The organism is Actinoplanes sp. NPDC049802, from assembly GCF_040656595.1.
Taxonomy (GTDB): Bacteria; Actinomycetota; Actinomycetes; order Mycobacteriales; family Micromonosporaceae; genus Actinoplanes.
The window spans coordinates 60,710-84,276 of the sequence record NZ_JBFAMR010000020.1 but is presented as its reverse complement, the minus strand read 5'-3'; the positions used below and the strand labels follow the sequence as shown (position 1 = coordinate 84,276).

Sequence of the window (23,567 nt, the reverse complement as noted above, 5' to 3'; positions counted from 1 at the left end):
GGGAATGGTAGGTCAGTCGACACTTCCTGGCTCCGCGATCCACCGAACCGGCTGGCCGGTCACTTCGGCGACGCTCATGAAGTCTCGGCCGTAATGCAGGATCGTCATCCCGTGCACCTCCGCAGTGGCCGCCACCAGGAGATCGACAGGACCGGCGGATCGTTGCGCACCGCATCTCGTGAGAAGATCCTGCACCTGGGCCGCTCGCGAGAAGATCACATCCGGCATGAGGACCCAACCGTATCGATTCCGGATCGTCGACTCGAGGTCCTTTCGATGTGCTGCCGACCGGGCCGTGAAGTAGATCTCCAACTTCGTCAACGGGCACAGGGACAGGGTCCCTGCCACAAACCACGGACGCCAAGCCTCGCGCAGCCCGGCCTCACGAGCCAGCCGCATGTAGGCGCTGGTATCCACCAGGTACTCCACGGTCATCGCCGGTAGCTCCGCTTGTCCAGGAACTCGTCGAAGTCACCCGCCGCGCCCATCTCACCGAGACGCTCCAGTGCCTCGACCCGCCGGCGGACGGCGATCACCTCGCGGAGCGCAGCATTCACGGTCTCGTCGGCCGTTTTCGTACCGAGAATCTTCGCAGCCTCCATCAGAGCCTGCTCATCAATATTCATCGACTCGTCTGCCACGGCAACCCCCACGAAATTGCTCCCTCTCAACAATAGGCGACTTGCTTCTTGCCAACTTGCTTTCCGCCCAGACTAGGCGTGCGCATTGATCGACTCAAGGGTGGATCTGCTGGAAGGATGGGGGCATGCTGGTTGCCTTCTCTGTCACGCCCATCGGGACCGGCGACTCCGTCGGTGACGCCGTCGCCGAGGCGGTCCGGGTGGTTCGCGCCTCCGGTCTGCCGAACCGGACCGATGCCATGTTCACCACGATCGAGGGCGAGTGGGACGAGGTGATGGCCGTGGTCAAGCAGGCCGTCGACGCCGTCGCGCGGGTGTCGCCCCGGGTCAGCCTGTCGCTGAAGGCCGACGTCCGCCCGGGCGTGACCGGCGCGCTGACCGCCAAGGTGGAGCACATCGAGCGGGTGCTCGCCGAGTGAGGCGGCTGGTGATGTGGGATGTCGACTACACCCTGCTGAGCGGCGGCGGGGTGGCGGCCCGGGCCTGGCGGGCGGCGTTCACCGAGGTGACCGGGGTGGCCTGGCGGGACACACCGGTCTTCGGTGGGCGGACGGACACGGACATCTGCACCGAGGTGTTCGCCACGCACGGGGTCACCGACTGCACACCGGAGCGGTTCTTCGCCCGTTATGTCGAGGTGGTGCACGAGGTTCGGCACGAGTTCGCCGAGCAGGGCGCGCTGATGCCGGGCGTCCGTGAGGTGCTGGCCCGGCTGGCCGGGGACCCCGGCGTGGTGCAGACGCTGGTGACCGGCAACGTCCCGCAGGTGGCGGCGGCGAAACTGGCCGCTTTCGGGCTGGGCGGCGAGCTGGACACCGAGGTGGGCGGTTACGGCACCGATCACGCGGTGCGGGCGGTCCTGGTGCGCCGCTGTCTGGAGCGGGCGCAGGCCAAGTACGGCGAGACCTTCCACCCGGTGGTGATCGGCGACACGGTCAACGACGTGACGGCGGCATTGGCGAACGGGGCGGTCGCGGTCGCCGTGGCGACGGGCCGCACCGCCGCGGCGGACCTGGCCGCGGCGGGCGCGCATGTGGTGCTGCCGGATCTGGCGGACACCGACGCCGCCGTGCAGGCGCTGGTTACGTCGGGCTGACCGGGTTCGGCAGGGCCCCGCCGAAGCGGCGGTCGCGCTGGGCGTAGAGCTCGCACGCATACCACAGGTGGCGGCGGTCGAAGTCGGGCCAGAGCGTGTCGAGGTAGACCATCTCCGCATACGCCGACTGCCAGAGCAGGAAGTTGGAGGTGCGCTGCTCGCCGGACGGGCGCAGGAACATGTCCACCTCGGGGATCTCCGGGTGGTAGAGGTACCGCGCGATGGTCTTCTCGTTGACCTTGTCGGCCTTGAGTTTGCCGGCCGCCACGTCGCGGGCGATGGCCGCCGCGGCGTCCGCGATCTCCGCCTGGCCGCCGTAGTTGACGCAGAACTGGAGGGTGAGCGTGCTGTTGCGGCGGCTCATCTCCTCGGCGGTCTGCAGTTCGGAGATGACGCTCTTCCACAGCCGGCCGGCCCGTCCGGACCAGACGACCCGGACCCCCAGCTCGACGAGCTGGTCGCGGCGGCGGCGGATGACGTCCCGGTTGAAGCCCATGAGGAAGCGCACCTCGTCGGGTGAGCGCTTCCAGTTCTCGGTGGAGAACGCGTACGCCGAGAGGTAGGGGATGCCGATCTCGATGGCGCCCTCGATGGTGTCGAAGAGCGAGTGTTCCCCCTGCTCGTGGCCTTTGGTGCGGGCGAGCCCGCGGTCCTTGGCCCAGCGGCCGTTGCCGTCCATGACGATCGCCACGTGCTTCGGCAGCGCGGCCGCCGGTAACTGGGGTGGCCGGGCGCCGGAGATGTGTGGGGTGGGCGGACGCGGGCTCAAGGGTTCAACTCCCGTCGATCGACAAGCGGAAGCGAGCGCAGCGCCCGCTCCATGTGCCATTGCAGGTGGGCGGCGACCAGGCCGCTGCACTCGCGGCGCGCCGAGGCCTCGGCGGCGTCCGCGACGGTCCAGTCGCCGGAGGTGAGGGCGGACATCAGGCCGAGGGTGGCCGGGCTGGGGTGGGCGGCGCCGGGTGGCCGGCAGTCGGGGCAGACCGCGCCGCCGGCGGGGACGGCGAAGGCGGCGTGCTGCCCGGCGGTGCCGCAGACCGCGCACTCGGTGAGCGCGGGGGCCCAGCCGGCGAAGGCCATGGCCCGCAACAGGTACGCGTCGAGCACCAGACCGCCCAGGTGCTCGCCGGCGGCTAGGGCTTTCAGCGCGCCCAGGGTGAGCTGGAAGAGTCGCAGCGCGGGCTCCCGCTCGACGGGGGTGAGCCGCTCGGCGGTCTCACAGATGGCGCTGGCCGCCGTGTAGCGCGGGTAGTCGGTGAGGAAGCTCTTGCCGAACAGGGTGACCGCCTCGACCTGGCTGACCGAGTGCAGTGAGCTGCCCAGGCCTTCCGGGGACCCGGCGAGTTGCAGGTCGATGTGGCCGAACGGTTCGAGCCGGGCACCGAAGCGGGAGTTGATCCGGCGGACCCCACGGGCGACGGCGCGCAGCCGGCCGTGCCGCCGGGTCAGCAGGGTGACGATCCGGTCGCTCTCGCCCAGTTTCTGCACACGGAGAACCACCGCGTCGTCGCGGTAGAGCTGGCGGCGGTATCCGGCGGGCACCCCGCCATTCTGCCCGGTACCTACGACAGACCCTGACCCGGATCTCAGGGTCGACTCCGGGACGGGACCCGATGGCCTGAGCGGGCGACCCGAATAGGTTCACCTCATGACCCGAAGAGTTGCTCTGATCCTCGCCGCCGTCACGGCGGGCGGTGCCCTGGCCGGCTGCGACGGCGCGGTGGGCGCGCGACTGACCTTCGAGGACACCGAGACCGTCAAGATCACCGAGATCGTGTTGTCCGGGCGGCACAGCGACGTGACGGTCTCGGCGAGCGAGTCGACGACCGAGACGACGATCCGGCGGATCATCCATGGCGGGTCCGACCCGGGCTCCACCTACCAGCGGTCCGGCGGTGTGCTCACCCTCACCTCCGACTGCGGGCGGGACTGCAACGTCTCCTACGAGATCAGCGCCCCGGCCGGGGTGACCGTGCGGGGCGAGCTGACCTCCGGCGACGTCGGCCTGAGCGGGGTCGGGCCGGTGGATCTGCGGCTCACCTCCGGGGACGTGATGGTGGATCACGGCACCGGGCCGGTGAAGGTGCGGGCGACCGCCGGCGATCTCAACGTGGTGGGCCGGTCCGAGGTGACCCTGGAGGCCCAGTCCGGCGACATCGGGGTGATGAACGCGACCGGCCCGGTCACGGTCCGCACCACTTCGGGCGACATCGACGTCCAGCTGGCCGAGGCGTCGTCGGTGACCGCCACGGCCACCAACGGCGACGTGCAGGTCATGGTCCCGGCCGGCTCCTACCGGGTCCGGACCGGCTCCAGCTCGGGCGACCAGGAGGTGGCCGGCGTCACCGACGACCCGAAGGCGACCGACGTGCTGGACGTGCGCACCCGGGCCGGCGACGTGAGCGTCATCGGAGGCTAGACACCGGGCTGGGCGCGGCCGGGGCCGGTGCCGGGGCCGGGGAGACCGGGACCGGGATCCGCCGTCCGGGCAGCAGTGTGGCCCGGCGCCCGGCGGCCAGGTCCTCCACCCAGCCGACCGCGGCGATCACCACACCGAGCAGCAGAACGACCACGGCCGTACGCCACCCGATGCCGACCCACCCCTGAAGCGGCAGGTCGTGGCGCTCACCCCACTGGGTCACCGCGACGATGACCGGCACGTGCCAGAGGTAGATCGTCAGCGCCCGGGCGTTCAGCACGGTCAGCAGCCGGTGGCCGCGCACCCGCGGCCGTACGCATCCGAGCACGACCAGGATGAACGCCGCCGACCAGAGCGCGTTGCCGAGTGGGATGTCGTTGAGGTCGTACCCCCGCGGCCCGGGGTGGGTGAGCACCCAGGCGGCCGCCGGGACGGCGAGGGCGGCCGCGATGCCGAGCAGCCGTTTACGGCCGATCCGCTCCAGGTGCCCGTCGTGGTGGGCGAACCCGAGCAGCCATGCCCCGCCGTACAGGGCCAGGCTCTGTGCCACCGGCGGCACGGTCGCCCCGGACAGGGTGATCGCGAGCAGCGCCGCGAACGGGGCCAGCACGACCGGGACGGGGAACCTGCGGTAGAGCGGCAGCGCGAGCGGCGACAGCAGCACCATCCAGAGGAAGTCCCGCAGGTACCACGTGTGACTCAGACCCTGCATCCACCAGCCGGTGGCCTCCGGGGTGTCCAGCGGGAACCCCCAGAGCAGGAGCATCGCACTCGGGGCCGACGTGCCGGTGGCCAGCATGGTCGCGACGGCGATCGCGGCGATCACCCACAGGGAGGGCAGCAGCCGGCGGATCCGCCGCTCCACCGCCCACACCCCGAACCGGTCCAGCGAGGCCGCCATCAGCGACCCCGCCAGGGCGAACATCACCGACATGGCCGGCAGGACCACGGTCAGCGTGGTCCAGCCGGTCAGGTGATAGACGACCACCCGGACGGTCGCCACAGCGCGCAGCAGGTCCAGGTACCGATTTCGCATGGCCCAAGGTGTTACCCCCGGGTGGGTAACCTGTGCAAACTATGGTGAAGTTCACCATAGTTGGGAAATGTCCACTTATCGATCAAAAACCGAGCTTGCGCAGTTGTTTCGGATCGCGCTGCCACTCCTTGGCGACCCGAACGTGGAGATCCAGGTAGACCCGCCCACCGATCAGGTTCTCGATCTCCGTACGCGCGCGTGAACCGACCTCCTTGAGCCGCGCGCCCCGGGTCCCGATCACGATCGACTTCTGGCTGTCACGCTCCACGTAGAGATCCGCGTAGATCCTGGTGAGCTTGCCCTCGACCAGCATCTCCTCCACCAGCACGGCGATCGAGTGGGGCAGCTCGTCACGTACCCCCTCGAGCGCCGACTCCCGGATCAGCTCGGCGATCAGCACCTGCTCCGGCTCATCGGTCAGCACGTCGTCCGGGTACAGCTGCGGCGACTCCGGAAGGTAACGGACCATCACATCGGTCAGCGTCTCCACCTGATGACCCGAGACCGCGCTCACCGGAACGATCTCCGCGAAGTCGTACAACTTCGAGACATCGAGCAGCCGCTGCGCCAAGGTGGCCGGATCGACCAGATCCACCTTCGTGACCACCGCGATCACCTTGGCCTTCAGCGCGCCGATCTCCGACGAGATGAACCGGTCACCACGCCCGATCGGCTCGTCCGCCGGGAAACACACCCCGATCACGTCGACCTCGCTCCACACCTCGCGGACCAGATCGTTCAGCCGCTCGCCGAGCAGGGTCCGGGGACGGTGCAGGCCAGGCGTGTCGACCAGGACGACCTGCGCATCCGGCCGGTGCAGAATGCCACGGATCACATGCCGGGTGGTCTGCGGCTTGCTCGAGGTGATCGCGATCTTCTGACCGACGATCGCATTTGTCAGCGTCGACTTGCCGGCGTTGGGCCGTCCGACGAAACACGCGAAGCCCGCCCGGTAAACCCCGTCCTCGCCCTTCGCGGCAACCGCGGCCGTGTGCTGGTGCACCTTCCGCGACGACCCCTTCCCGGTACGCGGTGGACCGTCCGCAGAAGCACCACCCCGTCCCCGGAAGCTCCCGGGCACTCCGGCCTTACCCGTAGATCTGCCCTCACTCCCGCTTCGGCGGGGCACGTCACCCGTACCCGGGACGGAAGAAGCCCGGCCCGCGCCGGAGCCGTCACGCGACCGCCCACGCTGCTCCGTGCCCTGATCCGCGGCCCGGCGGGCCGCCCGCCGCTCCTGACGCCGCAACTCGTTGCGCTCGCCCGCGGTGAGCCGCCGCTCACCCGGCGCCTGACCGCCCTGCTCAGCGGACCGGCCACCGTCGACCGGCGCCTGACCACGCTTCTCCGGCGCCACACCGCGCTTCCGGGCAGCCTCGCCGCCCTTCTCCGAAGCCTGGCCACGCTTGTCGAACGCCGGGCCGCTCTTCTGCGGAGCCTGGCCACGCTTGTCGAACGCCTGGCCGCTCTTCTGCGGAGCCTGGCCACGCTTCTCCGGCGCCGGACCACGCCGGCCGTCGGCCGGACCGGCCGCTCGACCACGCTTCGCCGCAGCCTGACGGGGCTTCCTCGGAGACTGACCGCGCTTGCCGGGCTCCTCCGCCATCACTGGGTGACCGTGCCGAGCAGCGTGCCGCTGGGGCCCACCACATGGATCGGCGCATCCACCGCCAGATCACGCACCGCGGCATGGCCGGCACTCTCGAGCGCCGGCGCCTCGGTCACCACCGCCGCCGCCTCCAGGCGGGTAGCCCCCGACGAGGCCGCCTGCGCGACCGCCGCCTGGAGCGCCGACAGCGACAGGTGCGGCAACGCCACGGTCGCCGCCGCGTAGGTACGGCCGTCCTGGTCTCGCACCGCCGCACCCTCGGAAGCGCCCACCCGGGCACGGGAACTGCGCGCGAGAGTGACCAGTTTGGTGTCCTCCGCGCTCAGCGGGACGGCGGTGGGGGCAAAGGACTGCTCAGGCATCGGCGGGCTGTCTTTCCTCGTTCTCGGCAACGTTCTCATCGTCCTGCTCGGCGGCCGGTTCCGGGCGCACCCGGCGCACCAGCACCGAGTCGATCCGGTTACGCCGGCCGCTGGCACCCTCGGCGATCAGGTGCAGGCCCCCGACCTCCGCCTCGGCACCGGGAATGGGGACCCGGCCGAGCGTCTGCCCGAGCAGACCACCGACCGTCTCCACCTCGTCGGCGGGCAGCTCCACGCCGAACACCTCGCCCAGATCCTCGATCGGCAACCGTGCGGCCACCCGCACCGAGCCGTCCTCCAGATGCTCGATCGGGGGGCGTTCCACGTCGTACTCGTCGGTGATCTCGCCGACGATCTCCTCAAGGATGTCCTCGATCGTCACGAGGCCGGCGGTGCCACCGTACTCGTCCACCACGATCACCAGATGATTGCGGGCCGCCTGCATCTCGGAGAGCAGGTCGTCGACCGGCTTCGACTCGGGCACGAAGTTGGCCGGGCGCATCGCGTCGGCCACCGCCTGCGCGGCCGCCGCGGGATCGCCGTTCTGAGTGAGCCGGATGACGTCCTTGAGATAAAGCACACCCAGCACGTCGTCGACACTCTCGCCGATCACCGGAATCCGCGAGAACCCCGACCGCAGAAACAGGAACAGCGCCTGCTGCAGAGTCTTGGGAGCCTCGATCCACACCATCTCGGTACGCGGAACCATCACCTCACGCGCGATCGTGTCACCGAGAGTGAACACCGAGTGGATCATCTCACGCTCGCCGTGCTCCACCACACCACGCTGCTCGGCCAGATCGACCAGCTCACGCAACTCCACCTGGCTGCCGAACGGGCCCTCCGGGAACCCCTTACCCGGAGTCACCGCGTTGCCGATCAGGATCAGCAGCTTGGCCAGCGGATTGAGCACCCTGCCCAGCCAGCGCACCAGCGGGGCGGTGGCACGACCGACCGCGTACGCGTGCTGGCGCCCCAAGGTGCGCGGAGCCACCCCCACCACCACGAAGCTGACCAGCGTCATGGCGCCGGCCGACACCAGCGCCGCCCGCCAGCCCACCCCCCAGGTGTCGACCGCGACCAGCGCGACCAGCGTGGTGGCGGTCAGCTCACAGAGCAGCCGCAGCAGAAGCAGCAGATTGACATAGCGGACCACGTCGGAGGCGACCGCCGCCAGCGCGCCCGCGCCCCGCCGGCCCTCCCGGGCCAGCTCGGTGGCGCGCGCGTGCGAGACGGTGCCCAGCGCGGCGTCGGTCATCGAGGCCAGGCCGGCGAGCAGCACCAGCCCGACCGCGAGTGTGATGAGTTGCAGGTCCGGCAGGCCGGCCGACGCGGGGTCCACGATCAGCCGGCTTTACGCCCGGCGCGCCAGCTCTGCAGCAACTTGTTCTGCAGGGCGAACATCTCCCGCTCCTCCTCCGGCTCGGCGTGGTCGTAGCCGAGAAGGTGGAGCGCTCCGTGCACGGTGAGCAGGTGCAGCTCGTCGGCGGCGGCGTGCCCGGCCACGGTCGCCTGCTTGGCGGCCACCTCCGGGGAGAGCACGATGTCGCCGAGCAGGGCCGGCTCACCGGTGCCGGACTCGCCGGGGCCGTGATCGACACTGCCCTCGTCCATCGGGAACGCGAGCACATCGGTCGGGCCGTCGCTGCCCATCCACCGATGGTTCAGCTCGGCCATGTAGTCGATGTCGACGAGCAGGATCGACAGCTCAGCGAGCGGGTTGACACCCATCTCGTCCAGGGCGTGCCGGGCAACCGCGAGGATCGCGTCGGTGTCGACCTCGACTCCCGACTCGTTGGCGATCTCGATGGACATAGTGGTGCGATTACCCCTTGCGAATCAGCGCCGACGGCCCGGCGCCCGGCCACCGCTGGCGGCCCGGCCCGGCACGGCGTGGACGGATTGTGCGGTCTGTTGCTCCTGGTCGGCGTCGTACCGCGCATACGCGTCGACGATCTCGGCGACCAGCCGGTGCCGCACCACGTCGGAGCTGGACAGCTCCGCGAAGTGTACGTCCTCCACATCGTGCAGGATCTGCCGCACGATCTTGAGGCCGCTGGTCGTCCCGCCGGGCAGGTCGACCTGGGTGACGTCACCGGTCACCACGATCTTCGCCCCGAAGCCCAGCCGGGTCAGGAACATCTTCATCTGCTCAGGCGTGGTGTTCTGCGCCTCGTCGAGAATGATGAACGCGTCATTGAGCGTTCTTCCGCGCATATAGGCCAGCGGCGCGACCTCGATCGTCCCGGCGGCCATGAGGCGCGGGATGGTCTCGGGGTCGAGCATGTCGTGCAGCGCGTCGTAGAGCGGCCGCAGATAGGGGTCGATCTTCTCGGTCAGCGTGCCCGGCAGGAAACCGAGCCGCTCCCCCGCCTCGACCGCCGGCCGGGTCAGGATGATCCGGTTGATCTGCTTGGCCTGGAGCGCCTGCACCGCCTTGGCCATGGCCAGATACGTCTTACCGGTGCCGGCGGGGCCGATGCCGAAGACGATGGTGTTCTTGTCGATGGCGTCGACGTAGTGTTTCTGGCCCAGTGTCTTGGGCCGGATGGTGCGCCCGCGACGGGACAGGATGTTGAGGGTGAGCACCTCGGCGGGACGCTCCGAGGTGTTCTCCTCGAGCATCCGCAGGGTGCGGCGGACAGCGTCGACGCTGAGCATCTCCCCCTTCTCGATCAATTCGATCAACTCGGAGAAGAGGCGCTCGGCCGTCGCGTTCTCGGCCGGATCGCCGGTGATGGTGATCTCGTTGCCGCGGACGTGCACGTCGCTGTCGAGGTTGCGCTCGATGAGCCGGAGGATCTCGTCCTTGGCGCCGAGCAGGTTCACCATGATCTTCGGGTCGTTCACCGAGATCTTGGTCTGCGCCCGCACCGGGCTGGTCGAGCCAGTGCTGGATTCATTCGGCGTACCGGTCATAGGGTGGCCCGGCGGGCCTCCGCCACCTGCTCTCTATCTTCGCCACCCGGATCGGGCGGCTCGCTCAAGGATCGTGCCATCCTATCCGCTCAGCCGCCCGCCCGCCGATGCCATTATCGCCGTTTCACTCCCGGCCGCCGAACCGCCGCCCGCACTCCGGCCACGCGACGTCCAGCGGCCGTTCACTCCGGCCCGCCGCCCGCCCGCACTCCGGCCACGCGCCGCCCGGCAGCCGTCTCACTCCGGGCCGTCGGCGGCCCAGCCGCCGTCGAAGCCCTCCTGGAGCCTGGTGAACCGGTAGGTGGCCCAGTGCATCCGGACCACCGCCCCGCTGTCGTCGCGGGTCAGGCGCAGCAGTTCGCCGGCTTCCCGCCCGGAGACGGTGCGGAGCACGTCGGGCCGGTCCGGCAGCGGCTCGAAGATCGCCGGGGGCCGTCCGGCGGGCGCCTCGGCGGCGCGGGCCTGGAGCCGGCCGTCGTGCCAGGCGAAGACGAACTCCATGCCCTCGCTCCACCAGCGGCCCAGCACCGGCCGGTACGCGAGCGGGGCGGGCGGCGCGGCCCGCCAGGGCCGGATCTCCGCCGGGTCCAGGTCGGCGGCGAGCCGGAGCAGTTCGTGGACCAGTTCGTTGGTCTGCCCGGCGGTGCCGGAGGAGCCGAGGACGGCGCAGCCGAGGGCGCCCGGGTTGTCCTCGCCGCCGCGCCGGCCGTAGACGCCGGCCAGGAATCCGGGCATGGCGCCGTCGTGGCCGACGTGCATGATCCGGTTGCCTTCCGGGATCAGGATCAGGCCGAGCCCGAAGCCGGCCGCCCAGAGGGTTTCGTCGGTGGTGGTGAGCGGCCAGCGCATCTCGTCGACGGTGCCCGGGGCGAGGACTCTGCCCGCCTGGTCGACGGTCTCCGGGTCGGCCAGGAAGGCGGCCCACTTCGCCATGTCGGCCGCGGTGCTCCAGAGTTGCGCGGCCGGGGCGACGCCGCCGAGGTCGACCGGGGGTTCCGGGCGGGCCGCGTCGGAGTAGGCGTCGACCAGGTAGCCGACGGCCGCGTCCGGTGGCATGTCGATCGAGGTGTGGTCCAGGCCGAGCGGGGTGAGGACGCGCTCGGTGAGGACTTCGGCCCACGTGCCGCCGCGTAGTCCGGCGACCATCTGGCCTAGCACGGCCAGCCCGAGGTTGGAGTAGTGGAAGCGGCGGGCGTTGGGCAGGACCCGTTCGGCGCGGTCCAGTTCGGCGAGCATCCGGCCGGCGTCCGGGGCGATCAGGGTGTCCCAGACGTCGCCGTACGGCTCTCGCTGGAACCCGGCGGTGTGCGAGAGCAGCCGGCGGATCGTGGCGTCGCCGTGTGCCGGCACGTCGAGGTATTTCGCGATCGGCGCGTCCAGGTCGACCAGGCCTTCGTCGCGGGCTTGCATGACCAGCACCGCCGTGAGGGTTTTGGTGACCGAGCCGATCCGGAACCGGGTGCCCGGGCCGAGGGGGTGGTCCGGGTTGCCGGAGTCGCCGACGGTGAAGGCCCACGGCTGCCGGTCGGCGCGGTGCAGCGCGACCGAGAGCGCGGGTATCCGGCCGTCGGCCTGGGCTCGGCGGGCGGCGCGCTCGTAGCGAGGGGTCGGCTCGCTCATGCCATCGTCTCCGCTTCGCTCCGGCACGGATTCCTCGGAGCCGATGATCCGCGTGCGAGCGCGCTCATCGCCGGGCCAGCATCGGTCCGAGCGGGGCGCCGCCGACCACGTGCGCGTGCACGTGGAAGACCTCCTGGCCACCGTGCTGCCCGGTGTTGAAGATGACCCGGAATCCGTCGGTCAGGCCTTCCATCTCGGCGACCTTCGCGGCGGTGGCCAGCACGTCGGCGGCCGCGGCCGGGTCGGCGGCGAGCTCGGTCACGTTCGCGTGGTGGGCGACCGGGATGACCAGGACGTGGGTGGGCGCCTTCGGGTCGATGTCGCGGAAGGCGAGGGTGGTGTCGGTCCGGTGCACGACGGTCGCGGGGATCTCGCCGGCCAGGATGCGGCAGAACAGGCAGGTGTTTTCCACCTCATGGATCTTATGGCCGGAGGTGGGCTTAGATGGTCGTCGGACCTTCGACACACTGCTTGGGAGCGCTCTCATGGCCGAGTTCGACGACCTTCTCCACCAACTCACCCTGGAGGAGAAGGTGTCTCTGCTGACCGGGCAGGACTTCTGGTCGCTGCCGGCCGTGCCGCGCATCGGGCTGCGGTCGCTGGTCATGTCGGACGGCCCGGTCGGGGTCCGGGGCACCGGCTACACCCCCGAGGACCCGTCGGTGGCCCTGCCCAGCCCCACGGCGCTCGCCGCCACCTGGGACGCCGCGGTCGCCGAACGGGCCGGCCGGCTCCTCGGGCAGGAGTCCCGGCGCAAGGGTGTGCACGTACTGCTCGGCCCGACCGTCAACATGCACCGCACCCCACTGAACGGCCGCCACTTCGAGTGCTACTCGGAGGACCCGCTGCTCACCGGTGAGATCGCGGCCGGGTTCGTGTCCGGGGTGCAGTCGCACTCGGTCGGCACCACGGTGAAGCACCTGGTCGGCAACGACTTCGAGACCGACCGGATGACGGTGGACGTACGGATCCCGGAGCGGGCGCTGCGGGAGATCTACCTGGCCCCGTTCGAGCGGGTGACGGCGGCCGGCGGCTGGGGCGTGATGAGCGCCTACAACGGGGTCGACGGCACACCGATGGCCGCCAACGGGCGCATCCAGGACGAGATCCTCAAGCGGGAGTGGGGCTTCGACGGGGTCGTCGTCTCGGACTGGCGGGCCGCCCGGGAGACCGTGCCGGCCGCGCTCGGCGGGCTCGACATCGCGATGCCGGCCATGGACAACCCGTGGGGCCCGGCACTGGTCGAGGCGGTCCGGGCCGGTGCCGTACCGGAGGAGGTCATCGACGACAAGGTGCGGCGGGTGCTGCGGCTCGCCGCCCGGACCGGCGCCCTGGACGGGCACGCCCTGCCGGTGCCGCCGCCCGACGAGGACGGCGACGCGGTGGCGCACGAGGTGGCGGTCCGGTCGTTCGTGCTGACCCGCAACGAGGGGAACACCCTGCCACTGCGGGCCGCCGACCTCACCCGGGTCGCGGTGATCGGCGCGCTGGCCACCGACGCACGGGTGCTCGGCGGCGGCAGCGCCCAGGTCACCCCGCGGCACGTGATCTCCCCGCTGGACGGGCTGCGCGCCGCCCTGCCCGGAGTCGACGTGGCCTACGCGGTCGGCGCCGATCCGCGCCCGTTCCTGCCGGCCGCGCAGGGACCGGACTGGGCGCCGTTCGTCTTCTCCGCCGAGGGGCACGACTTCCCGGTCGAGACGGCCACGATCCGCTGGCTCGGCGACCCGCCCGGCGGACTGGCGGTGGCCGCGATCAGCACGCTCGAACTGCGTACCGAGATCACCCCGGCGGTCGGCGGCGAGCACGTCCTGGCGGTCTCCGGGTTCGGCGCGTTCCAGCTGGTCGTCGGCGAGGAGACGCTCTACCAGGGCTCGCTGCACCCGCCCGGCACCGGTCGCGCGGACCTGCTGCTGCACCCCCGGGAGCAGCGGTTCACGGTGCGGCTGGAGGCCGGCGTGCGGGTTCCGGTGGTGCTGCGGCAGTCCTTCGAGCCGGGTACGGCCCACTCGGTCTCCACCACGCTCGGCCACCGGGCGCCCGGACCGGACGCGGAGGGCCTGATCGCCGAGGCCGTCGAGCTGGCCGCCCGCTCGGACGTGGCCGTCGTGGTGGTCGGCACCACCGAGCAGGTCGAGTCGGAGGGCTTCGACCGCACCTCGCTGGCCCTGCCCGGCCGCCAGGACGAGCTGGTGTCCCGGGTGGCGGCGGCCAACCCGCGCACCGTCGTGGTGGTCAACGCCGGATCGCCGGTGCTGCTGCCCTGGTCCGAGGAGGCGGCCGCGGTGCTGCTGACCTGGTTCCCCGGGCAGGAGGCGGGCGCCGCGCTGGCCGACGTGCTGCTCGGCGTCGCGGAGCCGGGCGGCCGCCTGCCCACCACGTGGCCGCGCCGCGAGGAGGACTGCCCGGTCCTGGAGGTGCGTCCTACGGACGGCACGCTCGCCTACGGCGAGGACATCCGGATCGGCTACCGCGGCTGGTCGGCCTGCCCGCTCTTCGCGTTCGGTTCCGGTCAGGGCTACACCACCTGGTCGTACGGGGAGATCGCGCTGGAGACCGCAGAGGTACGGGTGACGCTCACCAACACCGGCGAACGCCCCGGCCGGGAGGTCGTCCAGGTGTACCTGTCGGCGGGCCAGGCCGGTCCGGTCGACCGCCCGGACCGGTGGCTCGCCGGTTTCGCCACGGCCACGGCGGCGCCCGGCGAGACGGTGACCGTGACGATCCCGCTGCCCGAACGCGTCTTCCAGGTGTGGGACGGCGGCTGGCGGACGGTGCCCGGCGACTACACGGTGATCGCCGCGCACGCGCTCGACGACCCGCGCCTGACCGGCACGCTCACCGTCGGCTGACCCGGGGCCCTACTCAGGGCGGTGATCATCGGTCCCGCCCTGAGCACGGTCCCGGGGCGCCGGGCACGGTGGAGAGAGCGGCGGGACGACTTCGGCCGCTGACGGTCGAGACGACCATCCGGAGCGGACCGGCTCGGGACCCTCGGGCGAGGTGCGCAGCACCGTGTCGCCCGCATCGACCGGGATCACCAACGGTCGAGACGGCCGTTCAGAACGGAGAGTGCCGCGACTCCCGCTGTCGAGGTGCGCAGCACCGCGCTGCCCAGACGGACCGGGGTGGCGCCCGCCTCGCGGAAGGCCTCCAGCTCGGCGTCGCTGATGCCGCCCTCGGGGCCGACCACCAGGACGATGTCGCCCTGGTCCGGCAGCGGGGCGGTGGTGAGGCGCTCGGTGGCCTCCTCGTGCAGCACGAACGACACGGCAGCGGTGGTGAGGCGGGCCGCCACCTGCTTGGTGGAGCGGTCGGGGTCGCCCGCCACCAGGGGCAGCCAGGAGCGCCGGGCCTGCTTGGCTGCCTCCCGGGCGGTGGCCGCCCATTTGTCGCGGGCCTTGAAGCCGCGGTCGCCGCGCCACTGCGCCACCGAGCGGGACGCCGCCCACGGCACGATCTCGTCCACGCCGACCTCGGTCATCGCCTGCACGGCCAGCTCGCCCCGGTCGCCTTTGGCGATGCCCTGCACGACGACCAGCCGCGGGTCGGCGGCCGGTTCCTGACCGACGGCGGTGACCATCACGTCGACGCTGCCCCGGCCGACCGCGGTGACCTCGCCGCGCGCGGTGCCGCCCCGCCCGTCGGCGAGGATCAGCGCCTCACCGATCCGCAGCCGCTGCACGGTGGCGGCGTGATGCCCCTCCGGGCCGTCCAGCGTGTACGACGACCCCTCGGGCAGGCTCTCGACCAGGAACAGCGGCGCGGACATCCCCGGAACGCTACCCGGCCGCCCGGTCACCGCGGTCCGGCAGGGTCGGCGCGCGGGGTTTCGGGCGCAACCGCTCACGCACGTCGCGCGGGGTGGCTCGCGCTCTGGACGCGCCGGCGGCCAGCGAGACACGCCGCGCCCTCGGCGGGAGCGACGGTCCGCACCCACCACCCCGCTACGACATCCTGGTTTTGATCTTGATTTAGTGGCCGTTGAAGGCGTCGCGCATGCGGCTGAAGAAGCCGCCCTGCTTGGAGAGCTCCGCCACGTCCTCGCCGCGGGTCTTGGCGAACTCGCGCAGCATGCGCTCCTGGTCGGCGGTGAGCTTGGTCGGCGTCTTGACGTCGAGGTGCACGAACAGCTCGCCGCGGCCCTGACCGCGCAGGTGCGGGACGCCCTTGCCGCGGATGCGCAGCGTGCTGGCCGGCTGGGTGCCCGGCTTGACCTCGATGTTCTCTTCGCCGTCGAGGGTCTTGATGGTCATCCGGGTGCCGAGGGCGGCCGCGGTCATCGGCAGGGTGACCCGGCAGTGCAGGTCGTCGCCCTTGCGCGAGTAGACGTCGTGCGGCCGCTCGTGGATCTCCACGTAGAGGTCGCCGGCGGTGCCGCCGCCGGGGCCGACCTCGCCCTGCTGGGCCAGGCGGATCCGCATGCCGTCCTCGACGCCCGCCGGAATCTTCACGGTGAGTGAGCGGCGTGTCCTGATCCGGCCGTCGCCGGCGCAGGTCGGGCAGGGGCTGGGGATGACCGTGCCGTGGCCCTGGCAGTTCTGGCAGGGGCGGGACGAGACGACCTGGCCGAGGAAGGTGCGCTGCACCGACTGGACCTCGCCGCGGCCCGAGCAGACCTCGCAGGTGGCGAGGTGGGTGCCGGGCGCGGTGCCGGCGCCGGAGCACTGGGTGCACAGCACCGCGGTGTCGACGGTGATCGGCGCCTCCACTCCGAAGGCGGTCTCCACCAGGTCCAGCTCGAGGCGCAGGATGGCGTCGGCGCCCGGGCGGGTGCGCGGGCGCGGGCCCCGGGAGCCGCCGCCGGCGGCCGTGCCGAAGAAGGCGTCCATGATGTCCTGGAAGCCGACGAACGGGCCGGCGCCGCCGGCACCGCCGGGCATGCCGCCACCGGGCGCGAGCGGGTCGCCACCGAGATCGACGATCTGGCGTTTCTGGTCGTCGGAGAGGACCTCGTACGCCGCGTTGATCTCTTTGAACTTGTTGTGCGCCTCCGGATCGGGGTTGACGTCCGGGTGGTATTGCCGAGCGAGTTTGCGGTAGGCGCGCTTGATCTCGTCGTCGGTTGCCTCCCGGCTCACACCGAGAATTCCGTAATAGTCCTTGGCCACGGGGTTTGGAGTCCTCAATGTCTGCGCGAATCCGTCAATTCTGTGCCAACAGGTCGCCAACGTAGCGTGCCACTGCACGAACGGTAGCGATAGTGCCGGGGTAGTCCATCCGGGTGGGGCCCAGCACGCCGAGCCCCCCAACGATCGTGGTGCCCGGTCCGTAACCGCTGCTCACCACGGACGCCGAACGCAGGTTGTCGATCTCGTTCTCGTCACCGATCCGGACCCGGGTGGTCCGGGGTTCCAGGTCGCCGATGAGTTTCAGAAGGATCACCTCCTCCTCGAGGGCCTCGAGGACGGGCCGTAGCGTGCCCTGGAAGTCCAGCACACCGCCGCGTGTCAAGTTGGCCGTACCGGCGAGGGCGAGGCGCTCCTCACTCCGCTCGACGAGGGTCTCCAAGAGTACCGAGGCCAGACAGGCCATGGTGGCTTTCCGCTCGGGATCGTCACACTCCTCCACCAACCGCTGCACCAGCGGTGGGGTGTCGGCGAGCCGCTGGCCGGAGAGTTTCTCGTTCACCCGGCGCCGCAGCTCCCAGACGTCGCCGTCCGGCACCGGGCCGGGCAGCTCCACGAGGCGCTGCTCGACCCGGCCGGTGTCGGTGATCATCACGAGCATCAGGCGGGTGGTGGAGATGGGAACGAGCTCCAGATGGCGCACCGAGGACCGGGAGAGACTCGGATACTGGACCACGGCGACCTGGCGGGTGAGCTGGGCGAGCAGCCGGACCGTGCGGTGCACCACGTCGTCCAGGTCGACGGCGCCGACCATGAAGCGCTCGATCGCCCGGCGCTCGGCCGGGCTGAGCGGCTTGATCCTGGTGAGCCGGTCGACGAAGAGCCGGTAGCCGGCGTCGGTGGGGACCCGCCCGGCGCTGGTGTGCGGCTGCCGGATGTAGCCCTCCTCCTCCAGCACGGCCATGTCGTTGCGCACGGTGGCCGGGGAGACGCCGAGCTTGTGCCGGTCGACCAGGGCTTTGCTGCCGACCGGCTCCTGAGTGTCGACGTAGTCCTCGACGATCGCCCGGAGCACCTCGAGCTTGCGGTCATCCAGACTCATATGACCCCTCCCCCTTCTGGCACTCCTGCTAATAGAGTGCCAGTCTACGTCGCCCGGGGCGGCAGCGCGATGATCGAAAGTACGGAGGTGGACCTCGACCGGCTCGATGGCGGGTCCTAGCGTGTGTTCCATGACAGAGCCCCCGCGCCCACCGGACGACGATCCGACCGCCCGCTACCAGCCGCCCGGCGGATATCCGCCGCCTCCCTACAACCCGCCTCCGGGGTACGGCTACCGGCCCCCGGCCACCGCCGGCGACGAGCGCACCTGGATCCTGGTGGCGCACTTCGGCGGTGCGGCCGGAGCGTTCTTCGGCGGCACGTTCTTCGGCTGGATAGCGCCGCTGGTCGCGCTGCTGGCCCGGGGCAACACCTCGCCGTTCGTGCGGGAGGAGGCCGTCAAGGCGCTCAACTTCCAGCTGCTGTGGGGCATCATCGGCCTGGTCGGCAGCTTGCTGATCTGCGTCGGGGTGGGCATCTTCGTGGTCGGCGCGGCCTGGCTCATCGCCACCGTCCTGGGCGTCGTCGCCGGGGTGAAGGCGGCCAACAACGAGCCGTTCAACTATCCGCTGAGCGCCCGCTTCATCAAGTGAGGCTCACACCACGTCCCGGATGACCGCGTCGGCCAGCAGGCGGCCGCGCAGCGTGAGCACGACGCGGCCGTCGTCGTACGCCCCCGGTTCGAGCAGCCCGTCCGCCAGGGCCCGCGCGGCGCCGGTGGCATCGACCCGGTCCAGACCGATGCCGTCGCGCAGCCGCACCCGGAGCATGACGTCCTCCATGTGCCGGTCGGCGGCGCTCAGCGTCTCCCGGCCGTGGCCCGGCGAGGTCCCGGCGGCCAGGCGTTTCGCGTAGGTGACCGGGTGTTTGACGTTCCACCAGCGGACCCCGCCGACGTGGCTGTGCGCGCCCGGCCCGAGACCCCACCAGTCGGCGCCGGTCCAGTACAGGAGGTTGTGCCGGCATTCGGCGTCCTTCCTCGCCCAGTTGGACACCTCGTACCAGTCGAGGCCGGCCTCACTCAGCGCGGCCTCGGCGGCCAGGTAACGGTCGGCGGCCACGTCGTCCGAGGGGTACGGCAGCTCGCCCCGGCGCATCCGCCCGGCCATCCGCGTGCCGTCCTCGACGATCAGGGCGTAGGCGCTGACGTGGTCCACCCCGGCACCGATCACCGCCCGCAGGGAGGCCGCGAAGTCCTCCGCGCTCTCCCCCGGCGTCCCGTAGATCAGATCCAGGTTGACGTGCTCGAACCCGGCCGCGCGGGCCTCCTCTGCGGCCCGGGGCGCGCGCCCGGCGGTGTGCCGGCGGTCCAGGACGCGCAGCACGTTCTCCGCGGCCGACTGCATGCCCAGCGAGATCCGGTTGAAGCCGCCGGCCCTCAGCGCCCGCAGGTAGGCCGGGTCGACCGACTCCGGGTTGGCCTCGGTGGTCACCTCGGCGCCCGGCGCGAGGCCCCAGGTACGGTCGATGCCGTCCAGGATCCGGGCCAGGTCGCCGGCCGGCAGCAGGGTGGGTGTGCCGCCGCCGACGAAGACGGTCCGCACCGGGCCGGGCTCGATCACCCGCGCGGCGAGGGCCAGCTCGGCCAGGACGGTGTCCGCGTACTCGTCGCGGCTCGCCCCGCCGCCCAGCTCGCTCGCCGTGTACGTGTTGAAGTCGCAGTAGCCGCAGCGGCTGGCGCAGAACGGCACGTGGACGTAGACGGCGAACCCGTCCTTGCCGACCTCACGGGTGGCGTCGTCGGGGAGCGACCCGTCGTCGGGTACGGGTTCACCATCGGGGAGTGCGCCGGCCATCCGGCAAGCGTAGTTAAGGTTCCCGGCATGGATCTGGTCCGTACCGCCACCGACGCCGGGGTGACCACCCTCACCCTGGACAACCCCGGCAACCGCAACGCCCTCTCCACCGCCCTGCTCCGGCGGATGCTCGACGCGCTGGCCGCGTCGGCGGCCGACCCGGAGTCGCGGGTGGTGGTCCTGTCCCACACCGGCCCGGTGTTCTGCTCCGGCGTCGACCTCAAGGAGACCGCCGCGGCCCGCCCCGGCGACCGGCTGCCCGCCGAGATGCTCGCCGACGTGCTCGCCGTGCTCTGGGAGTTCCCCAAGCCGGTGATCGCGCGGATCGGCGGTCCGGCCCGGGCCGGCGGCCTCGGCCTGATCGGCGCGGCCGACATCGCGGTCTGCGCCCGCTCGGCGACGTTCGCCTTCACCGAGGTGCGGCTCGGGGTGATCCCGGCGGTGATCAGCTCCACCGTGCTGCCCCGGCTGGCGCCCCGGGCCGCCGCCGAGCTCTACCTCACCGGCGACGTCTTCGACGGGACCCGGGCCGCGGAGGTGGGCCTGGTCACCGCGGCGGTCGCCGAGGACGACCTGGACGCCACCGTCGCGGCCTACTGCGCGTCGCTGCTCCGCGGCGGCCCGCTCGCCCTCGCCGGCACCAAACAACTTCTCCGGCGTACGCGCGCCGAGTCCATCCGTACCGACCTGGCCGATCTCGCACAACGGTCGGCCGGATACTTCAAGTCCGCGGAGGGCCGGGAGGGCGTGGCGGCGGCCCGGGAGAAGCGGGATCCGGGCTGGGTCCGGTGACCCGCCCGGCCGTCTCGCAAGGTGTGATCCACACCGCCCTGATGAAAGGGCCACCAGTCACGGCGGGGCACGAGCGGTCGTTGTCTAGGCTTGGCGTCCGGCTCGGCTGAGGAGGTGACGGTGCGTACCAGATCGATCGTGGGTGTGATCGCCGCCCTGACACTCGTCGGCACGCTCGGCGTGGTCGTGCTGATCAGCAACCTGACGGGCAGCATCAAGCTGCCCCAGCTCGGCCCGGAGTGCACCGTCAAGGCCGACGGCGAGGTCACCCTGGACACCGCGCAGATGGCCAACGCCGCCACGATCGCCGCGGTGGGCGTGCGCCGGGGCATGTCCGAGCAGGCGGTCGTGGTCGCGCTCGCCACCGCCTTCCAGGAGTCCGAGCTGGAGAATCTGGACGGTGGGGACCGTGACTCGGTCGGCCTCTTCCAGCAGCGGCCCAGCCAGGGCTGGGGCACCGTGGAGCAGATCATGGACCCGAGGTACTCGGCCGGCAAGTTCTACGCGGCCCTGAAGAAGGTCAAGGGCTGGGAGAAGATGCGGGTCACCGACGCGGCCCAGAAGGTGCAGCGGTCGGCGTACCCGAACGCCTACGAGAAGTGGGCCGACGAGTCCCGGGTGCTGGCCGCCGCGCTGACCGGCCGGGCCACCGGCGCCGTCGAGTGCGTCGTCCCGGACACCCCGGCGATCCGCGGCGCCGAGGCGGCTACCGCCCTGCTCAGCAGCCTCCAGCTGGACTGGGGCAAGAAGCTGGCGGGTCAGGCCCGCAGCGCCGAGAGGGCCGGCCTGACCGTGGCGGTGGCCGATGCCAGCGTGGGCTGGCGGTTCGCGCACTGGCTGGTCTCGCACGCCTCGGCCACCGGCCTCGAACGGGTACGTTTCGGTGATCTCGAGTGGCACGCCCCGGAGGGAAAGTGGCAGCCGGTGACCGACGGCGGCGCCGGCGATCAGGCGCAGGTGGTAGCTGAGGTCTTCCATTGAGCCGGCCCCGGAATTATCGGTGACTACCCGTGACGTGGCGCTGCGTATACCTCCGCATAGACAGTGCGCAACCTCCCTGGTACTAAGTAGGTCGTGCTGAGCGCGATCGCGTGGATCCTGCTGGGCGCGGGAAGCGCCGGCGCCATCCTGATCGGCGTGCGCCGGCACCGCCCCGCCCGGCGTTCCCCGTGGCTGCTGCTCGCCGCGTCGGTCACCGCCCTGGCGGCCGGCGACGTCTGGTACGCACTGGACCGCATGCCCCTCGCCGACACCGCCTACCTGGCGATGTTCGCGCTGGTCACACTGAGTCTGCTCCAGTTCACCCGGGGCGGCGCCCTGCTCGCCGACCGGGCCCGGCTGATCGACCTGGTCGCCTTCGCCTGCGCCGCCCTGCTCGTCGTCTGGGTCTTCGTGATCAGTGCCGCCGACCGGTTCGGCGCCGTCTCCCCCGCCGACGTGATCGGCGCCCTGCTGCTGATCGGCGTGGCCGGCCGGCTGGTCGCCGCCGACCGCCGCAACGTCTCGGCGATCCTGCTGCTCACCGGCGCGGTCGGGCTGCTCGCCGGGGACGTCCTCTACCCGCTCACCGAGAGCCTGCCGGCCGAGTCGGCGTACGTGCTGCTCTACCTGGCATGGGGGCTGTCCGCGCTGCACCCGTCGATGCGCCGGCTCACCGAGCCGCGCCCGGCCCAGCCGTCGCCCTGGCGGTTCCGCGACACCAGCCTGCTCGCCGCGTCCGCGGCCACACCCCCGGTCGTGCTGATCATCGAGGCGCTGTCCGGGACCGTCCGCGACGGGCTGGTGATCGCGATCACCGCCGCGATCACCCTGGTCCTCACCATCACCCGGCTCGCCGACGCCATCCACCACCACAGCCAGGCGCTCAACCGGGAACGCGGGCTGCGTACCGCCACCACCGCCCTCGTCGCGGCCGCCGACCCGCCGGCCGTCGAAGCCGCGGCCCGCGCCGCCGTCATCCGCCTGCTGCCGTCCGCCACGGTCCGCCGGGTGCTGCTCGCCGCCGACGACGGCCGGATGGCCCGGGAAGGACTGCCCGCCGCGCCGGCCGGCGCCGGATCCCGCAGCTGGTGGATCGCGGCCACCGACCCCGACGAGCGCACCCTGGTCTGCCCGCTCCGGCTCGAGCCGCTGGCCGTGGCCCGGCCCAGCGGCGGCGCCCTGGTCATCACCGGCCGCCGTGAGGCCCTGATCGCCGGGCGCGACGCCCTCGAGGTGCTCGCCGGGGAGACCGCGCTGGCCCTGGACCGGATCACCCTGGTCGAGGCGGTCGGCCGCCGCGACAGCGACCTCTACCTGCGGGCGGTCACCGGCAACACGGCGGAGATCATGGCGGTGATCGACTCCGACCGCCGGATCCGGTACGCCAGCCCCGGGCTGCGACGGCTGGCCGGGGGCGAGGAGCTGCCTCCGCTCACGGTCCTCGACGACCTCATCCATCCGGACGACCGGGAGAGCGTACGAAGCGCCCTGTCCACCAAGGGCGACGGGACGGTGCACTGCGCCGTCCAGCGGGCGGACGGGTCACAGGCGCTGGTCGAGATCAGCTACCGGGACCTGCGGCAGGATCGGCTCGTCCAGGGACTGGTCGTGACGTTGCGGGTGGCCGGCAGCCGGGCCGAGGCGGTCCCGCAGCAGGGCGGGGACCTGCCGGCGTGGGTCAACCGGCGAAGCGCCCAGCACAAATTCCGGTTCTGATCCCGCGCCTCCGACACGGAAAAGCCGGCCCGCGGGGGCGGGGCCGGCATTTCCGTCTTTCGTCAGGCCACGGTCATCGGGTCAGGCGGCGACGGCCACCGACACCGGCGACCAGCGCCACACCGATCGCGGCCAGGGCCACCTGGAAGAAGAACTCGATCCAGTCGAAACCGGCGGTGTTCGCGACACCCGCGGCCCGGGCGATCACGGTGCCCAGCAGCGCGGCCACCACACCGACGACAACGGTCAGCCACAGCGGGATGTTCTGGCGGCCCGGTACGACCAGGCGACCGAGCACGCCGATGACCGCGCCGACGATCAGGGCGACGATGATGCCGGTGAGCGTGAGTTCCATGAGGTTCCTCCTCGGGGGTGGAGCTTGATGGTTGCGTCCGTCGAGCCCCTGAGTT

25 protein-coding genes are annotated in these 23,567 nt (G+C 71.7%); 8 read left to right on the top strand and 17 right to left on the bottom strand.

Going from position 1 to position 23,567, the window contains the following annotated elements; translation table 11 throughout:
* Positions 1 to 12 precede the first annotated feature (12 nt).
* Together AB0I88_RS16520 and AB0I88_RS16515 are read right to left on the bottom strand one after the other, a co-directional pair.
* Complete coding sequence (locus tag AB0I88_RS16520) at positions 13 to 435, bottom strand: PIN domain nuclease (protein ID WP_361024215.1); 423 nt, start codon at positions 433 to 435, stop codon at positions 13 to 15.
* Complete coding sequence (locus AB0I88_RS16515) at positions 432 to 653, bottom strand: type II toxin-antitoxin system VapB family antitoxin (RefSeq protein ID WP_361024212.1); 222 nt, start codon at positions 651 to 653, stop codon at positions 432 to 434. Before AB0I88_RS16515 ends, AB0I88_RS16520 begins: the two co-directional genes overlap by 4 nt.
* A 113-nt stretch (positions 654 to 766) precedes the next feature.
* Between AB0I88_RS16515 and AB0I88_RS16510 the strand changes: the two genes are divergently transcribed.
* On the top strand, positions 767 to 1,060 hold the full coding sequence (locus tag AB0I88_RS16510; protein ID WP_361024210.1) for an MTH1187 family thiamine-binding protein: 294 nt from the start codon (positions 767 to 769) through the stop codon (positions 1,058 to 1,060).
* Positions 1,057 to 1,737: a haloacid dehalogenase-like hydrolase gene (locus tag AB0I88_RS16505; protein ID WP_361024207.1), complete on the top strand. Its 681-nt coding sequence runs from the start codon at positions 1,057 to 1,059 to the stop codon at positions 1,735 to 1,737. The genes AB0I88_RS16510 and AB0I88_RS16505 overlap by 4 nt, the downstream gene beginning before the upstream one ends.
* Here the strand turns inward: AB0I88_RS16505 and AB0I88_RS16500 are convergent.
* Together AB0I88_RS16500 and recO are read right to left on the bottom strand one after the other, a co-directional pair.
* A complete protein-coding gene (locus AB0I88_RS16500) occupies positions 1,724 to 2,506 on the bottom strand; it encodes an isoprenyl transferase (protein WP_361024204.1) in 783 nt (260 codons plus the stop codon). The two genes, AB0I88_RS16505 and AB0I88_RS16500, sit on opposite strands and share 14 nt — an antisense overlap.
* Positions 2,503 to 3,279: a DNA repair protein RecO gene (gene recO, locus AB0I88_RS16495; protein ID WP_361024201.1), complete on the bottom strand. Its 777-nt coding sequence runs from the start codon at positions 3,277 to 3,279 to the stop codon at positions 2,503 to 2,505. Before recO ends, AB0I88_RS16500 begins: the two co-directional genes overlap by 4 nt.
* A 106-nt stretch (positions 3,280 to 3,385) precedes the next feature.
* On the opposite strand from recO, the gene AB0I88_RS16490 reads away from it, so the two are divergent.
* Complete coding sequence (locus tag AB0I88_RS16490) at positions 3,386 to 4,156, top strand: DUF4097 family beta strand repeat-containing protein (protein WP_361024198.1); 771 nt, start codon at positions 3,386 to 3,388, stop codon at positions 4,154 to 4,156.
* Here AB0I88_RS16490 and AB0I88_RS16485 read toward each other — a convergent pair.
* From AB0I88_RS16485 to AB0I88_RS16450, 8 genes are all read right to left on the bottom strand, one after another.
* Entirely contained in the window at positions 4,143 to 5,192 is a 1,050-nt protein-coding gene (locus AB0I88_RS16485) for an acyltransferase (protein ID WP_361024195.1), read from the bottom strand. The genes AB0I88_RS16490 and AB0I88_RS16485 overlap by 14 nt on opposite strands.
* Positions 5,193 to 5,274: 82 nt before the next feature.
* Positions 5,275 to 6,195: a GTPase Era gene (gene era, locus AB0I88_RS16480; protein WP_361024192.1), complete on the bottom strand. Its 921-nt coding sequence runs from the start codon at positions 6,193 to 6,195 to the stop codon at positions 5,275 to 5,277.
* A 602-nt stretch (positions 6,196 to 6,797) separates the two neighbouring features.
* A complete protein-coding gene (locus AB0I88_RS16475; RefSeq protein WP_361024189.1) occupies positions 6,798 to 7,163 on the bottom strand; it encodes a cytidine deaminase in 366 nt (121 codons plus the stop codon).
* Positions 7,156 to 8,505 carry a hemolysin family protein gene (locus AB0I88_RS16470; RefSeq protein WP_361024186.1) on the bottom strand — a complete coding sequence of 450 codons (1,350 nt, stop codon included), beginning with the start codon at positions 8,503 to 8,505 and terminating at the stop codon, positions 7,156 to 7,158. The genes AB0I88_RS16475 and AB0I88_RS16470 overlap by 8 nt, the downstream gene beginning before the upstream one ends.
* Positions 8,506 to 8,507: 2 nt before the next feature.
* Positions 8,508 to 8,978 carry an rRNA maturation RNase YbeY gene (gene ybeY / locus AB0I88_RS16465; protein WP_361024183.1) on the bottom strand — a complete coding sequence of 157 codons (471 nt, stop codon included), beginning with the start codon at positions 8,976 to 8,978 and terminating at the stop codon, positions 8,508 to 8,510.
* Positions 8,979 to 9,002: 24 nt separating this feature from the next.
* Positions 9,003 to 10,082 (bottom strand): PhoH family protein, encoded by a 1,080-nt coding sequence (locus tag AB0I88_RS16460; protein WP_361024180.1) that lies wholly within the window; start codon positions 10,080 to 10,082, stop codon positions 9,003 to 9,005.
* 237 nt (positions 10,083 to 10,319) lie between these two features.
* Entirely contained in the window at positions 10,320 to 11,702 is a 1,383-nt protein-coding gene (locus AB0I88_RS16455; protein ID WP_361024177.1) for a serine hydrolase domain-containing protein, read from the bottom strand.
* Between the two features lie 64 nt (positions 11,703 to 11,766).
* Positions 11,767 to 12,114 carry an HIT domain-containing protein gene (locus AB0I88_RS16450; protein ID WP_361024174.1) on the bottom strand — a complete coding sequence of 116 codons (348 nt, stop codon included), beginning with the start codon at positions 12,112 to 12,114 and terminating at the stop codon, positions 11,767 to 11,769.
* 73 nt (positions 12,115 to 12,187) lie between these two features.
* Here AB0I88_RS16450 and AB0I88_RS16445 point away from each other — a divergent pair, with 73 nt between their 5' ends.
* Complete coding sequence (locus AB0I88_RS16445; RefSeq protein ID WP_361024171.1) at positions 12,188 to 14,554, top strand: glycoside hydrolase family 3 C-terminal domain-containing protein; 2,367 nt, start codon at positions 12,188 to 12,190, stop codon at positions 14,552 to 14,554.
* Between the two features lie 185 nt (positions 14,555 to 14,739).
* Here the strand turns inward: AB0I88_RS16445 and AB0I88_RS16440 are convergent, their stop codons facing one another.
* The 3 genes from AB0I88_RS16440 to hrcA all read right to left on the bottom strand — a co-directional run bounded on the left by AB0I88_RS16440 (position 14,740) and on the right by hrcA (position 17,873).
* A complete protein-coding gene (locus AB0I88_RS16440) occupies positions 14,740 to 15,474 on the bottom strand; it encodes a 16S rRNA (uracil(1498)-N(3))-methyltransferase (RefSeq protein WP_361024168.1) in 735 nt (244 codons plus the stop codon).
* A gap of 202 nt (positions 15,475 to 15,676) precedes the next feature.
* Positions 15,677 to 16,813 carry a molecular chaperone DnaJ gene (dnaJ, locus tag AB0I88_RS16435; protein ID WP_361024165.1) on the bottom strand — a complete coding sequence of 379 codons (1,137 nt, stop codon included), beginning with the start codon at positions 16,811 to 16,813 and terminating at the stop codon, positions 15,677 to 15,679.
* A 34-nt stretch (positions 16,814 to 16,847) separates the two neighbouring features.
* The gene (gene hrcA / locus AB0I88_RS16430) at positions 16,848 to 17,873 is read right to left on the bottom strand and encodes a heat-inducible transcriptional repressor HrcA (RefSeq protein ID WP_361024162.1); all 1,026 of its coding nucleotides are present in this window, start codon (positions 17,871 to 17,873) and stop codon (positions 16,848 to 16,850) included.
* 130 nt (positions 17,874 to 18,003) lie between these two features.
* On the opposite strand from hrcA, the gene AB0I88_RS16425 reads away from it, so the two are divergent.
* A complete protein-coding gene (locus tag AB0I88_RS16425) occupies positions 18,004 to 18,465 on the top strand; it encodes a DUF4870 domain-containing protein (RefSeq protein ID WP_361024159.1) in 462 nt (153 codons plus the stop codon).
* Positions 18,466 to 18,468: 3 nt separating this feature from the next.
* Here the strand turns inward: AB0I88_RS16425 and hemW are convergent, their stop codons facing one another.
* Positions 18,469 to 19,668, bottom strand: coding sequence for a radical SAM family heme chaperone HemW (gene hemW, locus AB0I88_RS16420; RefSeq protein WP_361024156.1), 1,200 nt, complete (start codon positions 19,666 to 19,668; stop codon positions 18,469 to 18,471).
* A gap of 27 nt (positions 19,669 to 19,695) precedes the next feature.
* Here hemW and AB0I88_RS16415 point away from each other — a divergent pair, with 27 nt between their 5' ends.
* From AB0I88_RS16415 to AB0I88_RS16405, 3 genes are all read left to right on the top strand, one after another.
* Entirely contained in the window at positions 19,696 to 20,460 is a 765-nt protein-coding gene (locus AB0I88_RS16415; protein WP_361024153.1) for an enoyl-CoA hydratase-related protein, read from the top strand.
* Positions 20,461 to 20,574: 114 nt separating this feature from the next.
* Positions 20,575 to 21,441, top strand: coding sequence for a hypothetical protein (locus tag AB0I88_RS16410; protein WP_361024150.1), 867 nt, complete (start codon positions 20,575 to 20,577; stop codon positions 21,439 to 21,441).
* 93 nt (positions 21,442 to 21,534) lie between these two features.
* Entirely contained in the window at positions 21,535 to 23,157 is a 1,623-nt protein-coding gene (locus AB0I88_RS16405; protein ID WP_361024147.1) for a PAS domain S-box protein, read from the top strand.
* Positions 23,158 to 23,230: 73 nt separating this feature from the next.
* Here AB0I88_RS16405 and AB0I88_RS16400 read toward each other — a convergent pair whose 3' ends face one another.
* Positions 23,231 to 23,512, bottom strand: coding sequence for a GlsB/YeaQ/YmgE family stress response membrane protein (locus AB0I88_RS16400; RefSeq protein WP_361024144.1), 282 nt, complete (start codon positions 23,510 to 23,512; stop codon positions 23,231 to 23,233).
* Positions 23,513 to 23,567: the final 55 nt, after the last annotated feature.

What these genes read in the sequence shown, in the direction of transcription:
- AB0I88_RS16520 (WP_361024215.1), bottom strand. Translation starts at nt 435, where the DNA reads ATGACCGTGGAGTACCTGGTGGATACCAGCGCCTACATGCGGCTGGCT.
- AB0I88_RS16510 (WP_361024210.1), top strand. Translation starts at nt 767, where the DNA reads ATGCTGGTTGCCTTCTCTGTCACGCCCATCGGGACCGGCGACTCCGTC.
- AB0I88_RS16490 (WP_361024198.1), top strand. Translation starts at nt 3,386, where the DNA reads ATGACCCGAAGAGTTGCTCTGATCCTCGCCGCCGTCACGGCGGGCGGT.
- AB0I88_RS16485 (WP_361024195.1), bottom strand. Translation starts at nt 5,192, where the DNA reads ATGCGAAATCGGTACCTGGACCTGCTGCGCGCTGTGGCGACCGTCCGG.
- AB0I88_RS16475 (WP_361024189.1), bottom strand. Translation starts at nt 7,163, where the DNA reads ATGCCTGAGCAGTCCTTTGCCCCCACCGCCGTCCCGCTGAGCGCGGAG.
- ybeY (WP_361024183.1), bottom strand. Translation starts at nt 8,978, where the DNA reads ATGTCCATCGAGATCGCCAACGAGTCGGGAGTCGAGGTCGACACCGAC.
- AB0I88_RS16460 (WP_361024180.1), bottom strand. Translation starts at nt 10,082, where the DNA reads ATGACCGGTACGCCGAATGAATCCAGCACTGGCTCGACCAGCCCGGTG.
- AB0I88_RS16455 (WP_361024177.1), bottom strand. Translation starts at nt 11,702, where the DNA reads ATGAGCGAGCCGACCCCTCGCTACGAGCGCGCCGCCCGCCGAGCCCAG.
- AB0I88_RS16445 (WP_361024171.1), top strand. Translation starts at nt 12,188, where the DNA reads ATGGCCGAGTTCGACGACCTTCTCCACCAACTCACCCTGGAGGAGAAG.
- AB0I88_RS16440 (WP_361024168.1), bottom strand. Translation starts at nt 15,474, where the DNA reads ATGTCCGCGCCGCTGTTCCTGGTCGAGAGCCTGCCCGAGGGGTCGTCG.
- hrcA (WP_361024162.1), bottom strand. Translation starts at nt 17,873, where the DNA reads ATGAGTCTGGATGACCGCAAGCTCGAGGTGCTCCGGGCGATCGTCGAG.
- AB0I88_RS16425 (WP_361024159.1), top strand. Translation starts at nt 18,004, where the DNA reads ATGACAGAGCCCCCGCGCCCACCGGACGACGATCCGACCGCCCGCTAC.
- hemW (WP_361024156.1), bottom strand. Translation starts at nt 19,668, where the DNA reads ATGGCCGGCGCACTCCCCGATGGTGAACCCGTACCCGACGACGGGTCG.
- AB0I88_RS16415 (WP_361024153.1), top strand. Translation starts at nt 19,696, where the DNA reads ATGGATCTGGTCCGTACCGCCACCGACGCCGGGGTGACCACCCTCACC.
- AB0I88_RS16400 (WP_361024144.1), bottom strand. Translation starts at nt 23,512, where the DNA reads ATGGAACTCACGCTCACCGGCATCATCGTCGCCCTGATCGTCGGCGCG.